Source organism: Thalassolituus pacificus, from assembly GCF_025318105.1.
Taxonomy (GTDB): Bacteria; Pseudomonadota; Gammaproteobacteria; order Pseudomonadales; family Oceanobacteraceae; genus Venatoribacter; species Venatoribacter pacificus.
Genome location: NZ_JAOANI010000002.1, coordinates 38,119 through 51,253, shown reverse-complemented (window position 1 = coordinate 51,253; position 13,135 = coordinate 38,119). Strand labels below are relative to the sequence as shown.

Here is a 13,135-nt window from a genome sequence, read left to right as displayed (position 1 = left end):
TTATGAGAGAGAAGATCAGATTATTAATCATCGATGATTCTGTCCTTATCCGGAAAATGCTGAAAGAAGTGTTTGACGCTACCGATGATATTGAAGTGATTGGTATGGCGGCAGACCCGTTCATTGCCAGGGATAAAATTAAACAGCTGAATCCGGATGTACTGACTCTGGATGTCGAAATGCCGCGTATGAACGGCCTGCAGTTTCTGAATAACCTGATGCGTTTACGACCCATGCCGGTCGTGATGGTATCAACGTTAACGGAAGCCGGAGCGCCGGCCACGCTGGATGCCCTTGAAATGGGTGCCGTTGATTATATCACCAAGCCCCAGGCCCAGAACGAGCAGAGTTTTCTTGCGTTTGCTGCTGCTCTGACTGAAAAAGTGCGGATGGCCGCTCATGCCAGAGTTCAGCCGTTGCGTAGTACCAAAGTATTGCGGCCGTTACCGGTAGCCGATACCTCGGTTAATTATCGTCGCTGGATTGCCATTGGTTCATCAACCGGAGGTACGGAAGCAATACGTGATGTATTAAGCCGCTTGCCCGCTCATTGTCCACCGATAGTCATAACGCAGCATATACCGGCGGTGTTCAGTGCATCGCTGGCAATGCGTCTGGACCGGACTCTGGCCATTGAAGTACGGGAAGCCTGCGATGGTCTGGAGGTGCGTTCAGGCCGTGCGATTATTGCCCATGGTGATTACCATCTGCGCTTTCGCCGGGAAGGGCAGAGTTATTATTGTGTGCTGGATCAGGGCGAAAAAGTGAACCGGCACCGGCCGTCGGTTGACGTTATGTTTGATAATCTGGCGGAAGTATTTGACTGCAAGCGTCTGGTTGCGGTTATGTTAACGGGAATGGGGGCAGACGGAGCGAAAGCAATGCAGCGTTTGCATGATGCCGGGTCTTATACGCTGGCACAGGATGAGGCCAGCAGCGTGGTCTGGGGTATGCCTAAAGCGGCTGTGGATCTTGGTGCCGTCGATAAAATAGCACCTCTGGGTAAGATTGCTGAGTTAATGCTGGCCGCTGCCGTCTGAGATAATGGGCAGCGGCCTGTTATCTGACACAATGACAAAAGGCATCTTTGTGCTAAACCTATTGATGGGCGGGCAGGATAGTTACAGAATCAGTCAGTCCTGTTTAAAGTGCTCAGACAAAGTTTATAAACACTCAGAGCTATGCTCTCGGTGTCCATGACCAGGAGCGGAATCGTCCCGCTGGGTTAAAGGAATAATTATTATCCGTTGGAGAAAAACAGATGACTGTACAAGCATCTCTCGCAGGGAATGGGCGGGAACTGACGATTAAAGTCGACGGGCGCTTTGATTTCAGCGCACATCAGGAATTCCGTGATGCTTACGAAAGCAGAGGGGCGGATGTTCAGAGTTATATTGTCGATCTCGGGGGCACCTCTTATCTCGACAGTTCGGCGTTGGGAATGTTGCTGTTATTACGCGATCATGCAGGGGGAGATGGTGCCGACGTGCGGATCGTTAACTGCAATCAGGATGTGCGCAAAATACTGACAATCTCTAACTTCGAACAACTGTTCAAAATACAGTAAGCAAACATTGCATGGATGCCATTAAAGTTCTGATTGCGGATGATAATCAGATTGACCGGATGGTGCTGTCGCGCATCGTGCGTAATCAGGGCTATCAGGTTCTGGAAGCAGAGAATGGTCAGGAAGCCATTCATGCTTTTGAGCAGCACCGTCCGGATATCATCCTGATGGATGTCATGATGCCGGTGATGGACGGACGCGAAGCTGCACGCCGCATCAAAGCCGATGCCGGTGAAGATTTTGTCCCGGTTATTTTTCTGACTTCCCTTACGGACGCACAAAGCCTTGCCGATTGTCTCGAATCAGGCGGCGATGATTTTCTCAGCAAGCCTTATAATCACATTATTCTGCAGGCAAAAATAAGTTCATTTTATCGCATGCGCGAGATGCACCGTACGGTGCAGCGCCAGCGCGACACCATCGCCAGCAATAATGAACATCTTCTGCACGAACAGCATGTAGCCAAAGCGGTGTTTGATAACGTCGCCCATGCTGGCTGTCTTTCTGCTCCTAATATCCGCTATATGCTTTCACCTCTGGCAGTTTTTAACGGCGATGTCTTACTCGCTGCGCGTAAACCGGCCGGCGGCATGCATGTATTGCTGGGCGATTTTACTGGTCATGGTTTACCGGCAGCGATTGGGGCTATGCCATTGGCAGAAATTTTTTATGGTATGACCGCCAAAGGATTTGCTTTGCGCGATATCCTGCGGGAAATCAATCTCAAGCTGAAAGGCATTTTACCGGTTGGTTTTTTCTGTTGCGCGGTGGTGGTTGATCTGAACTTTGACCGTAAAACCGCCAGTGTCTGGATGGGTGGGGTGCCTGACTGTTATATGCTGCGTAGCGGTAACGGCGCTGTCGAAAGTCTGAAATCAACTCACTTACCACTTGGCGTGCTCAGTAATGAGCAGTTCAGTGATACATTGACAGAATTTCCGATGGGTAATGGTGATCGGTTATTTGTCTGGTCCGATGGCATTATTGAAGCCCGTAATCCGGCGGGTGAAATGTTTGGTGAAGAACGCTTACGTAACGTGTTCAGTCAGGCTTCCGATCCGCAGCATGTTTTTGACGATATTCAGCACGCTCTTGCTGACTTTATTGCCGACAGTGCACGCGATGACGATACCACGCTGCTGGAACTGCGCATGATTGAAGAAGATGAGCTGGAAGATATTGCCTTGCAGCTGGCGTCCGGGCCGTTATCCGGCCCGATTGACTGGCAGATGTCCTATCATTTGGGCCCTGAAACACTGCGGCACTTTAACCCCTTACCATTGATGATCCACATTATGATGGAGGTTCCGGGGTTGCGGGTTATGGGCGGGCAGTTGTATACGGTTATGGCTGAATTATTCTCCAATGCCTTCGAGCACGGTGTACTGGGGCTGAAGTCGGAGCTGAAACGCTCTTCTGACGGTTTTATGCAATATTACCAGGAGCGCGAGACACGGCTGGCGGGATTAAGTGAAGGCTATGTGATTATTCATATGCAACATCACGGCGACGGTCGCAGCGGACGTCTGGTTCTGACGGTTGAAGACAGTGGGCCGGGGTTTAATTTTGCTCCGGTTCTGGAAGAGCAGAAAGAGTCGGCCTCCGCTCAGTATTGTGGCCGGGGCATTCCACTGGTCAGTCAGATTTGTGAAACGCTGGAGTATCAGGGCAGGGGCAATATCGTTGAAGCAGTGATACGATGGCCGCAAATATTGGATGGGAGGCTATGATGTCGCTGGCAGAGCACTTTGACCTTGAGTCACTGGACATGCTTCGGGAAGTTATGGACGATGAATTTGCGGATCTGATGCGGGTGTATATTGACGATTCAAGGCAGCGCATGCCATTGCTTTCGCAGGCCCTGCAGCAGCAGGACGCCAAACAGTTACGAGAGCTTGCGCACAGCTTCAAGGGTGCCAGCAGTAATGTCAGTGCCAATGTACTGGCACAACTGTGTTATCAGTTGGAAATGGCTGGCCGGGAAGAGCAGCTGGCAGGTGCCGATGCTCTGATTGCAGCTATTGAAGCGGAGTACCGTAACGTCGAAATCCTGCTGCAGGATATGATGTAGGTCTGTTTGTTGCTGCGCCTTGTGCGTAGCTACCTTTCTTAAAACATTGATCCCTTTTTTTTATTCCACTCAGCAATCTGGCCCGGGCTTTGCCTATAGCTATGGGTAAAGCCTTATTGGGCCTCGGTAACGGAGATTGGAATGAACGCGACGGGATCAACGTCCAACGCAACAAATATACTGCTGTCGCTTGGCATGACCACAGACAGCGGCTTGTCTGGTCTTGGTGGCGAGACAGAGAGCAGTGGTTTTTCATCCTTACTTTCACAGTTGCTACCGGGTAATACGCAAGGGCAGAGTGCTTTATTGCTGCCAGGCACTGCTGGCGTACAGACTTTGCCGCCGGAGCAACAGACTTTGCCGCTTACGATGCCGCCAGTCCTGATGGAGGAAGCAGCAGACGTAAATGATCTGTTAGGACAAATCGGTATCGGTCTGGAAATGGCGGCGCAGGTAGCTGATGACGCATCATCGCTGCAGGGATTGGCCGGAAATTTAAAAGCGCTGGCGGTTGCGGCCGGTGAACAAGACGACACAACAGATACCTCAGACAACCCGGATGCAGAAGCAGCTGCAGCGCTAATGTTGTTTTCTGTACCCGTGCAGCCGGAACTGACAAAAACCGCGGATGCTGACGGCGCTGCGCGCCAGATGGATGATTTGATCAGGCAGGGCACGGTTCCGCCGCCATTGGCCAGCGCCGCGCAGGGAAAACCTGACAGGGCGAAGAGTGCCGGAGTTGAGACGCTGACGACGGCTTATTCCGCGATTACACCTGAAGACGCCGGGTCAGGCGCGGAAGGCGCAGACTTCCTGCTGCCCGGTGAAGAACGAACACTGGCCCCGGGCACTCAGGGACTGAGCCTGCAGGGGCAGCAACCCCTGACAGCGCAGAATCCAGCGGCGGCCAATGCTATGACCCCTTCTGCCACGATCGCGGTTGCTCCGGCCATCAGTGCAGATGACAGTGGTGATGCCAGCAGTTTTGTCAGTGACAGCAGCGGCGATACTCTGACCGATGCCGAACTACAGGCGCAGCGTCTGCAAGTCAGTAAAGACAAACTCGAATTTGGTCAGGATCGTCGTGAATGGGGTGGCGCGCTTGGAGCGCGCATAATGACCATGGTGGCGGAGGATGTGCAGAAAGCCAGAATTCAGCTGGACCCACCCGAACTCGGTAGCCTGGAGATTAAATTACACATAAGTCAGGATCAGGCCAGTGTACAGGTTCAGGCTCAGCATGCTCATGTGCGCGATGTTCTGGAAGCAAATGCACACCGTTTACGTGATGCTCTTGCGTCCCAGGGGATTACGCTCAGCGGCTTTGACGTCAGTGAGCGTGGTCAGGGTGACGGCAGTTCCGGTCAATCAGGTGATGGCCAGGGGTCACAGACAACAGGCGATGACTGGTTTGCTGAGGATGTGACAGCAGAGAATAAGCCGCAGCCACAGGTGAGCAGCAATAATCTGCTGGATACCTTTGCCTGACGGGTTTCATGCATAGTGCCGTACGAACGGACTGAGTGCCCTTAACTTTCTTAACCGGCTGGCGTTGTCAGCCGGGCTTTTGTTCTTTGCCGTTATTACCGTTGCCGGGAACCCCTTCTTACATCGCCGTAATTCCGGCACCCGTGGCAGAACCTTCTAGACTTACAGCAGCTTTTACCGGTTATTGGCCGGAATGCGATGGATTTTTGACGAAAATCTATGGCACAGCTATTGCTAAATTGACATCTACTGGGGAGATTTTCCGACATGGCAGCAGAACAAGATTTGAAACTGGATGGTGGCAATGCCACAGGCGAAGCACCGGCCGGAGGCAGTAAGAAGAAGCTTATTCTGATTATTGTCGGTGTGGTGTTATTAATTGCAGCGGCCGTCGGAGCAACGTTGTTTCTGGTGAGCGGCGATGACAGCAGCACCGATGAGGCCAGCGCTGACGTGGCAGAAGTGGTTGAAGAAGAGCCATTGTTACCTGCCCAGTATGTGATTCTTAAGCCCGAATTTGTGGTCAGCTTTCAGGTTGGTTCGCGGCAACGGTTTTTACAGGTGAGTATCGACGTGATGACGCGCAAACAGGCGGTTGTTGATGCCCTGACCCTGCATGAACCAATGATTCGTAACGACATTATCCGGGTGATTGGCGAACAGAATTTTGATCGCTTGCGTACCGCAGAAGGGCGTGTTGAGTTGCAGGATTTATTGCTGCAGCAGATTCGCCAGATTGTACAGCGTGAATCAGGCATAGAGGGTGTAGAAGCTCTCTTATTCACCAATTTTGTAATGCAGTAAGGGACACATAGCGTGCAAGATTTACTGTCGCAAGATGAAATTGATGCGTTATTGCATGGTGTTGATGAAGGCGATATTGAGCCGGAAGACGACATTGATGCGGCGGGAGTCAAGGCCTACGACCTGACCAGTAACGACCGCATTGTGCGCGGTCGTATGCCAACACTGGAAATGATTAACGAACGCTTTGCACGCTATACCCGTATCAGCATGTTTAATTTTTTACGTCGCAGTGCGGATGTTGCATCCGGCGGCGTACAAATTATGAAGTTTGGTGAGTACGTGCATACCTTATACGTACCGACCAGTCTTAATCTTGTAAAAATGCGTCCGTTGCGCGGAACAGCATTATTTATTATGGATGCCAAGCTGGTGTTTAAGCTGGTGGACAACTTCTTTGGCGGTGACGGCCGTCATGCAAAAATTGAAGGCCGCGAATTTACACCGACGGAAGTCCGTGTGGTGCAGTTGGTTTTGAGTCAGATGTTCAATGACATGATTGAGGCCTGGGGCCCGGTGATGAAACTTGAATTTGAATACGTAGGCTCAGAAGTCAACCCGGCGATGGCCAATATTGTAAGCCCCAGCGAAGTGGTGGTTGTCAGTACATTTCATATTGAACTGGATGGCGGCGGCGGCGACCTTCATCTGACCATTCCCTATTCCATGATTGAACCGATCCGAGAAGTACTGGATGCCGGTGTGCAAAGTGATGTAGACGATGTTGACGAACGTTGGTTGCAGTCATTGCGTGAAGATATTCTTGATGCTCGCGTCCCGATACATGGAACTCTGGTTGATCGCTATATCACATTGCGTGAAGTTGCCGCACTGAAAGCCGGTGATGTTATTCCCGTCGATCTACCGGAAGAATTTATTTTGCAAGCCAATGGAGTACCGATTTTCCGCGGGAAAATGGGCATCTCCGATGAGAATTTAGCGGTCAAAATTATTGATCAGCTCAAAAGCAGACGGCGCTGACAGGAGAGAAATATGAGTGATGAAAACGATAAAGACCTGCCGGACGAAGAGTCATCCGGGCTGGATGCAGATTCACTGGCCAATGAAGTGGCTGCCGGAGTCACCGATGCAGGTGAGGATGAAGCCGGGCTGGCTGATGAATGGGCCGCTGCTATGGAAGAAGCGGGTGAGCTGGACGGTGATGACGATGCCATTGCAGCTGGCGCTGACATTCGTCAGGTTGAACTCGATGAGCTGCACGATGAAGGCAAACCCAGTGAAAATAACGGCATAGGTCCGGAATTAGACGTCATTCTTGATATTCCGGTGCGCATCTCGATGGAAGTCGGTGCGACGCAAATCCCGATCCGGAATTTATTGCAATTAAACCAAGGTTCCGTTGTGGAGCTGGATCGTCTGGCGGGTGAACCGCTGGATGTGATGGTAAACGGTACCTTGATTGCCCACGGCGAAGTCGTGATGGTTAACGATAAATTTGGTATCCGCCTGACGGATGTGGTGAGCCAGAGTGAACGTATTCAACGCCTGCGTTAAAACATTCAGTGTGCTGGCGGTATGGTTGATCAGTCCGCTGTCTATCGCCGAGGCGGCCTTGCCAGCCGGTCCTGATCCCTTATCGTCGGTCGGCAAGGTGGTTATTTTCCTGCTGTTGATTATTGGCATTATTTTATTGCTGGCCTGGCTGGTGAATAAAACCCAGGGACAGCGCTTGATAGGAAACAACGGCAAACTGAAGATGGTCGCGGTTTTACCTCTGGGTATGAAGGAAAAAATTGCGGTTATCCAGGTTGGCAGCAAACAGCTGCTGGTGGGGATTACTCCTCAGCAAATCACGACGCTCGCTGAACTGGATGAACCACTACCGCTTGCTGAGAGTGGTAATACCGTCAGTTTTCAGGATCTGCTGAAAAAAGCGATACGTTCATGAAGATACACACAATAATAAAAATATTGATGGGTGGCGGCATGTTGCTGTTGCCGCTGTTGAGTATGGCGGCTGACCCGCAGCCATCTTACCTTGGAATTCCGGCAGTCGTTTATAAATCGACCGACAGTGGCGGCGAATACAGCGTTACTATCCAGATTCTCGCCATCATGACCATGCTGTCGGTGTTGCCATCGTTGCTGATTATGATGACATCATTTACCCGTATTATTGTGGTGATGGCCATCCTGCGTCAGGCCATTGGTTTGCAGCAGACACCATCCAATCAGGTGTTGCTGGGGTTATCGTTGTTTTTGACAATTTTTATCATGATGCCCATTTTCCGCACGATCAATGCCGAAGCTGTACAGCCATATCTGGCTGAAACCATCACACCATTGGAAGCTGCCGAGCGTGCGATCAAACCATTGCACGAGTTTATGTTGATGCAGACCAGAGAAAACGATCTGCAAATGTTTATGCGCATCAGTGGTCGTGATGATATTGCCGGGCCGGAGCAAACACCGATTCATATTCTGATTCCGGCTTTTATTACCAGTGAGCTGAAAACAGCTTTTCAAATTGGTTTTCTGATCTTTATTCCCTTTTTGATTATTGATTTAGTCGTGGCCAGTATCCTGATGGCGATGGGTATGATGATGTTGTCACCCATTATTATTTCGCTGCCATTCAAGATTATGTTGTTTGTACTGATTGATGGCTGGGTATTGATTATGGGTACGATGGCAAACAGCTTCGGAACACTTTAGGGGGTACCATGACACCATCAGAAATTGGCGATTTATTCACGCACGCTCTTTATCTGGTGCTGGCTATTGTTATGGCGATGATTATTCCCAGTCTGATTGTGGGGCTGGTGGTCAGTACCTTTCAGGCGGCGACACAGATCAACGAACAGACTCTGAGCTTTCTTCCGCGTCTGGTGGTGACCCTGCTGGCGATTATTGCGTTTGGCCCCTGGGCGGTAAATGCGGTGATCGACTTTACTAAAGAAATTTATACCAACATTCCCTTTATTATCGGATAACTTGTGCTGGAACTGGATGCTCTGGAAGTCAGTCACTGGGTAAGCCGGTATATTTATCCCTTCGCCCGGATTTCCGGTTTGCTGATGGTTATGCCGTTGATCGGTACCCGTATGGTATCGCAACGTATTCGGCTGATTCTGGCGGTTACCATTACGTTGGTGGTGGTTCCTGTACTGCCTCCTTTTGTCAAAGTAGACGCACTCTCACTGGCTTCCCTGATTATTATTCTGCAGCAACTTCTGATCGGCATTCTTCTTGGTTTTGTCGTGGAATTGCTGACGCAGGTGTTTGTGATTGCCGGGCAGCTGATAGCGATGCAAACCGGTTTGGGTATTGCGACAACGGTTGATCCGTCACAAGGTGCATCGGTGGTTGTGATCAGTCAATGGTTATTATTTATGATCAGTCTGGTGTTTCTGTCATTAAATGGTCACCTGGTACTTATCGAAATACTGATCGACAGTTTTTATACCATGCCGATAGGCTTTGATGGCTGGACCCAAAAAGAATTGGGCTTAGTCGTCACATGGAGTGGCTGGATGTTTGCCGCAGCGCTGGTTATCTCATTGCCGGCGATGACCGCCTTGCTCATCGTTAACCTCGCTTTTGGGGTTATGACCCGTGCAGCACCACAGCTGAATATTTTTGCGCTGGGTTTTCCGGTAACGATGATTGTTGGTTTATTTATTTTGTGGCTGAGCATGGGAGAGATGGCACAAAGTTTTCAAGGCTACATGGATACCTTGTTTGAATTCATCAAAAAACTGACGGAGATGACCTGATATGGCGGAAGATTCCGGTCAGGAAAAAAGTGAAGAGCCCACCGCGCGAAGGTTAGAAAAAGCGCGTGAAGAGGGCCAGACTCCCCGTTCAAAAGAATTAAACACCACCATGGTATTGTTGCTGGGGGCCCTGGGCCTGCTGGCATTCGGGCCGTGGATGGCTGAGCACGTGAATCATATTGCCCGTTTCAGTTTTGCCCTTGAGCGTGATGCCGCCTTTGATCAGAGCATTATGTATGCTCACCTGGGTGCCTCTCTGTGGCAGGCGACTCTGGCTCTTGCACCCTGGTTGTTGTTGGTTTTATTTGCCGCGCTTCTTGGTCCGCTAGGGGTTGGTGGCTGGATCTTTTCGACTAAAGCGCTGGCACCGAAAATGAACCGTCTGAATCCGTTCAGTGGTCTGAAACGCATGTTCTCGGCCAATTCTCTGGTGGAGTTGCTGAAATCCTGGGCCAAAGTGCTGGTGGTGGGACTGGTGGCCTGGCTGGTGCTGAACGCTTATTTTGAAGATGCCATGTTGCTGCAGCATAAAGACACCGAGCCAGCTGTCCGTGGTGCTGTTCATATTATTATCTGGAGCGTCATTTTTCTGTGTTTATCGACTGCCGTCATCGCCATTATTGACGTGCCGTGGCAGATATACAGTCATACCAAAAAACTGCGTATGACCATGCAGGAAATTAAAGACGAATACAAAGAGAGCGAAGGGCGTCCTGAGGTCAAAGGTCGAATCCGTCAGCTGCAGCGCGAAGCATCACAACGGCGCATGATGGCTGATGTGCCGACGGCGGATGTGGTCATTACTAACCCGACGCATTTTGCCGTGGCCCTGCGTTACGAGTCTGAATTGATGCGGGCACCGACTCTGGTAGCAAAAGGCTCTGATCAGGTCGCGATGAAAATCCGCGAAATTGCTAAAGAAAATAACGTGGCACAAATGCAGGCGCCACCTCTGGCGCGTGCGTTGTACACCCACGGCAAAATTGGTGAAGAAATTCCGGAAGGTTTGTATGTCGCGGTGGCTCAGGTGCTGGCATACATTTACCAGATGGATCTGTACGTTAAAGGTCGTGGTCCTAAACCGGAGCGTAAGCCGGATATGCCGATTCCGCGTGACCTGCGGGTTGATCCTGAGCCGCAGTAACTCCCCTAAGCCGGTTTTTACCGGCTTTTTTATTGATATTTTTCAATCACGCTGAAAGTAGGAAAGCTTTTTGCAAAGACATCTTCCAGTGATGTTTTTCTGACGGATGTTGTCATGGCGGTAGCCTCAAAAGATCAGGTGATGGGTCAGCTCAAAGGCGGTATGTCGCTGCTGGCGCAGGGTAACTTAAGTATTCCTGTCATGCTGCTGGTGTTGCTGGGCATGATGACGCTGCCGTTGCCGCCGTTTTTATTGGATACGTTTTTTACCTTCAATATTGCATTATCCATCGTAGTGTTGCTGGTCAGTGTGTACGCCCGGCGGCCGCTGGATTTTGCGATTTTCCCTACTATTTTGCTGGTTGCAACGTTGCTGCGCCTGGCGTTGAACGTTGCTTCGACGCGGGTTGTACTGCTTTATGGGCATGAAGGGGGGGACTCTGCAGGTAAGGTAATCGAAGCGTTTGGTGAAGTGCTGATCGGTGGTAACTATGCCGTGGGTCTGGTGGTCTTCATGATTCTGATGATCATTAACTTTGTGGTGGTAACCAAAGGTGCTGGCCGGGTGTCAGAAGTCAGCGCGCGCTTTACTCTGGATGCTATGCCAGGTAAGCAAATGGCGATTGATGCGGATCTGAATGCCGGACTTATTGACGCAGACCAGGCGAAAACCCGCCGCGCGGACGTAGCCGCCGAGGCAGACTTCTACGGTTCGATGGATGGTGCCAGTAAGTTCGTTAAAGGCGATGCCGTTGCCGGTATCTTAATTCTGATCATCAACGTTGTTGGTGGTTTCGGTATTGGTATGGCGCAGCATGGTCTGAGTTTTGGCGATGCGGTGTCTGCTTATACCTTGCTGGCCATTGGTGATGGTCTGGTCGCTCAGATTCCGTCGCTGCTGCTGTCCACTGCAACCGCCATTATGGTGACCCGTAATGGTGGCGATGAAGACATGGGGCAGCAGGTTTTTGGCCAGATGTTTGCGTCATCCCGCGCTCTGGCTGTAGCGGCCGGCCTGATGTTTATGATGGGTATTGTGCCCGGCATGCCACACGGTGTGTTTCTCGGTGCGGCTTTGATTGCTGCCAGCGTCGCCTACTTTATTCACTGGCGTAAAGACGGCGGCAAGTTTGGTGATGCCATTGCCCAGCGAATCGGTGCTCAGCCGAAAGCCGCTGCGGCATTGCCGGCTGGCAGTGGGAATGCGTTGGCGGCACCGAAAGAAAAAGCCGAAGCGGCCATTAAACAAATGGAAGTCAAAGAGCTGGGCTGGGACGACGTCGAGCCGGTTGATCGCGTTGGTCTCGAAGTGGGTTACCGTCTGATCCCGCTGGTGGATAAAAATCAGGGCGGACAGCTGCTGAACCGTATCAAGGGTGTGCGGCGCAAATTATCCCAGGAAATGGGTTTTCTGATGCCCTCTGTGCATATCCGCGACAACCTAGATCTGCTGCCTAATCAATACCGTATTACGCTGATGGGTGTGACTCTGGCAGAGGCCGAAATTTATCCGGAGCGGGAAATGGCGATTAATCCAGGTCAGGTGTTCGGTAAAATCGAAGGTCTGGCATCCAAAGATCCGGCGTTTGGTCTGGATGCCTTCTGGATTGATGCCACACAAAAAGACCGTGCCCAAACCCTTGGTTATACCGTGGTTGATGCCAGCACCGTGGTTGCCACACACCTTAATCAGAAATTGCAGCGCCACGCGCATGAATTGCTCGGCCATGAAGATGTTCAGCAGTTGGTGGATATGCTGGCCAAAGCATCACCGAAACTGGCTGAAGAACTGGTGCCTAATACTCTGAGCATCACCCAATTACTGGCTGTTTTGCAAAACCTGCTGCGCGAACATGTGCCTATCCGTGATATGCGCTCCATTGCCGAGTCTTTGGCGAATAGTGGCAGTGCGAGTCAAGATACCGCCGCTATGACGGCCGCTGCACGCCTTGCCTTGAGCCGCATGATCGTCCAGAACATCTTTGGTAATGCGGATGAACTGGTGGTTATGACCTTGGACCCAGGTCTGGAACAGTTGTTGCTTAAAACCCTTCAGCAAAGCGGACAGCAGGCCGGACAGTACGGTCTGGTACTGGAGCCGGGCATGGCCGACACGTTACAGCGCTCTCTGGCTGAAGCAGTTCAGGCGCAGGAAATGGCAGGTAATCCGGCAGTGTTGCTGGTTACCAGTCAATTGCGCGCAGCGATGGCTCAGTTCGTACGCAACAGCATCGAACAACTGCAGGTGTTGGCGTACCAGGAAGTTCCGGATAACAAGAGTATTACCATTGTCGCCAGTATTGGCGGCAAATAGGGTCCTTACGA

The 13,135-nt window shown here is 51.1% G+C and carries 14 protein-coding genes; all 14 read left to right on the top strand.

The window, feature by feature from the left end; genetic code table 11:
• The first annotated feature begins 2 nt into the window (after nt 1-2).
• Nucleotides 3-1,040: a protein-glutamate methylesterase/protein-glutamine glutaminase gene (locus NYR02_RS00290; RefSeq protein WP_260974396.1), complete on the top strand. Its 1,038-nt coding sequence runs from the start codon at nt 3-5 to the stop codon at nt 1,038-1,040.
• Between the two features lie 221 nt (nt 1,041-1,261).
• Complete coding sequence (locus tag NYR02_RS00285) at nt 1,262-1,567, top strand: STAS domain-containing protein (protein WP_260974395.1); 306 nt, start codon at nt 1,262-1,264, stop codon at nt 1,565-1,567.
• Nucleotides 1,568-1,578: 11 nt separating this feature from the next.
• Nucleotides 1,579-3,297, top strand: coding sequence for an ATP-binding SpoIIE family protein phosphatase (locus NYR02_RS00280; protein WP_260974394.1), 1,719 nt, complete (start codon nt 1,579-1,581; stop codon nt 3,295-3,297).
• A complete protein-coding gene (locus NYR02_RS00275; RefSeq protein WP_260974393.1) occupies nt 3,294-3,638 on the top strand; it encodes an Hpt domain-containing protein in 345 nt (114 codons plus the stop codon). Before NYR02_RS00280 ends, NYR02_RS00275 begins: the two co-directional genes overlap by 4 nt.
• A gap of 141 nt (nt 3,639-3,779) precedes the next feature.
• Nucleotides 3,780-5,126 (top strand): flagellar hook-length control protein FliK, encoded by a 1,347-nt coding sequence (locus NYR02_RS00270; protein ID WP_260974392.1) that lies wholly within the window; start codon nt 3,780-3,782, stop codon nt 5,124-5,126.
• Nucleotides 5,127-5,393: 267 nt separating this feature from the next.
• The gene (locus NYR02_RS00265; RefSeq protein WP_260974391.1) at nt 5,394-5,930 is read left to right on the top strand and encodes a flagellar basal body-associated FliL family protein; all 537 of its coding nucleotides are present in this window, start codon (nt 5,394-5,396) and stop codon (nt 5,928-5,930) included.
• 12 nt (nt 5,931-5,942) lie between these two features.
• Nucleotides 5,943-6,911 carry a flagellar motor switch protein FliM gene (gene fliM, locus NYR02_RS00260; protein WP_260974390.1) on the top strand — a complete coding sequence of 323 codons (969 nt, stop codon included), beginning with the start codon at nt 5,943-5,945 and terminating at the stop codon, nt 6,909-6,911.
• A 12-nt stretch (nt 6,912-6,923) separates the two neighbouring features.
• Nucleotides 6,924-7,445, top strand: coding sequence for a flagellar motor switch protein FliN (gene fliN / locus NYR02_RS00255; RefSeq protein ID WP_260974389.1), 522 nt, complete (start codon nt 6,924-6,926; stop codon nt 7,443-7,445).
• Entirely contained in the window at nt 7,420-7,839 is a 420-nt protein-coding gene (gene fliO, locus NYR02_RS00250) for a flagellar biosynthetic protein FliO (RefSeq protein WP_260974388.1), read from the top strand. Before fliN ends, fliO begins: the two co-directional genes overlap by 26 nt.
• A 38-nt stretch (nt 7,840-7,877) precedes the next feature.
• Complete coding sequence (gene fliP, locus NYR02_RS00245; protein WP_260974387.1) at nt 7,878-8,606, top strand: flagellar type III secretion system pore protein FliP; 729 nt, start codon at nt 7,878-7,880, stop codon at nt 8,604-8,606.
• An 8-nt stretch (nt 8,607-8,614) separates the two neighbouring features.
• Nucleotides 8,615-8,884 (top strand): flagellar biosynthesis protein FliQ, encoded by a 270-nt coding sequence (fliQ, locus tag NYR02_RS00240; RefSeq protein ID WP_260974386.1) that lies wholly within the window; start codon nt 8,615-8,617, stop codon nt 8,882-8,884.
• Nucleotides 8,885-8,887: 3 nt separating this feature from the next.
• Nucleotides 8,888-9,667, top strand: a complete 780-nt coding sequence (gene fliR / locus NYR02_RS00235; RefSeq protein WP_260974385.1) for a flagellar biosynthetic protein FliR — start codon at nt 8,888-8,890, stop codon at nt 9,665-9,667.
• Between the two features lies 1 nt (nt 9,668).
• On the top strand, nt 9,669-10,811 hold the full coding sequence (gene flhB, locus NYR02_RS00230; RefSeq protein ID WP_260974384.1) for a flagellar biosynthesis protein FlhB: 1,143 nt from the start codon (nt 9,669-9,671) through the stop codon (nt 10,809-10,811).
• A gap of 141 nt (nt 10,812-10,952) precedes the next feature.
• Nucleotides 10,953-13,124, top strand: a complete 2,172-nt coding sequence (gene flhA / locus NYR02_RS00225) for a flagellar biosynthesis protein FlhA (RefSeq protein ID WP_420864287.1) — start codon at nt 10,953-10,955, stop codon at nt 13,122-13,124.
• Nucleotides 13,125-13,135: the final 11 nt, after the last annotated feature.

Excerpts from the sequence above, each read along its gene's own strand:
- NYR02_RS00290 (WP_260974396.1), top strand. The coding sequence starts at position 3 with ATGAGAGAGAAGATCAGATTATTAATCATCGATGATTCTGTCCTTATC.
- NYR02_RS00285 (WP_260974395.1), top strand. The coding sequence starts at position 1,262 with ATGACTGTACAAGCATCTCTCGCAGGGAATGGGCGGGAACTGACGATT.
- NYR02_RS00280 (WP_260974394.1), top strand. The coding sequence starts at position 1,579 with ATGGATGCCATTAAAGTTCTGATTGCGGATGATAATCAGATTGACCGG.
- NYR02_RS00275 (WP_260974393.1), top strand. The coding sequence starts at position 3,294 with ATGATGTCGCTGGCAGAGCACTTTGACCTTGAGTCACTGGACATGCTT.
- NYR02_RS00270 (WP_260974392.1), top strand. The coding sequence starts at position 3,780 with ATGAACGCGACGGGATCAACGTCCAACGCAACAAATATACTGCTGTCG.
- NYR02_RS00265 (WP_260974391.1), top strand. The coding sequence starts at position 5,394 with ATGGCAGCAGAACAAGATTTGAAACTGGATGGTGGCAATGCCACAGGC.
- fliN (WP_260974389.1), top strand. The coding sequence starts at position 6,924 with ATGAGTGATGAAAACGATAAAGACCTGCCGGACGAAGAGTCATCCGGG.
- fliP (WP_260974387.1), top strand. The coding sequence starts at position 7,878 with ATGTTGCTGTTGCCGCTGTTGAGTATGGCGGCTGACCCGCAGCCATCT.
- fliQ (WP_260974386.1), top strand. The coding sequence starts at position 8,615 with ATGACACCATCAGAAATTGGCGATTTATTCACGCACGCTCTTTATCTG.
- flhB (WP_260974384.1), top strand. The coding sequence starts at position 9,669 with ATGGCGGAAGATTCCGGTCAGGAAAAAAGTGAAGAGCCCACCGCGCGA.
- flhA (WP_420864287.1), top strand. The coding sequence starts at position 10,953 with ATGGGTCAGCTCAAAGGCGGTATGTCGCTGCTGGCGCAGGGTAACTTA.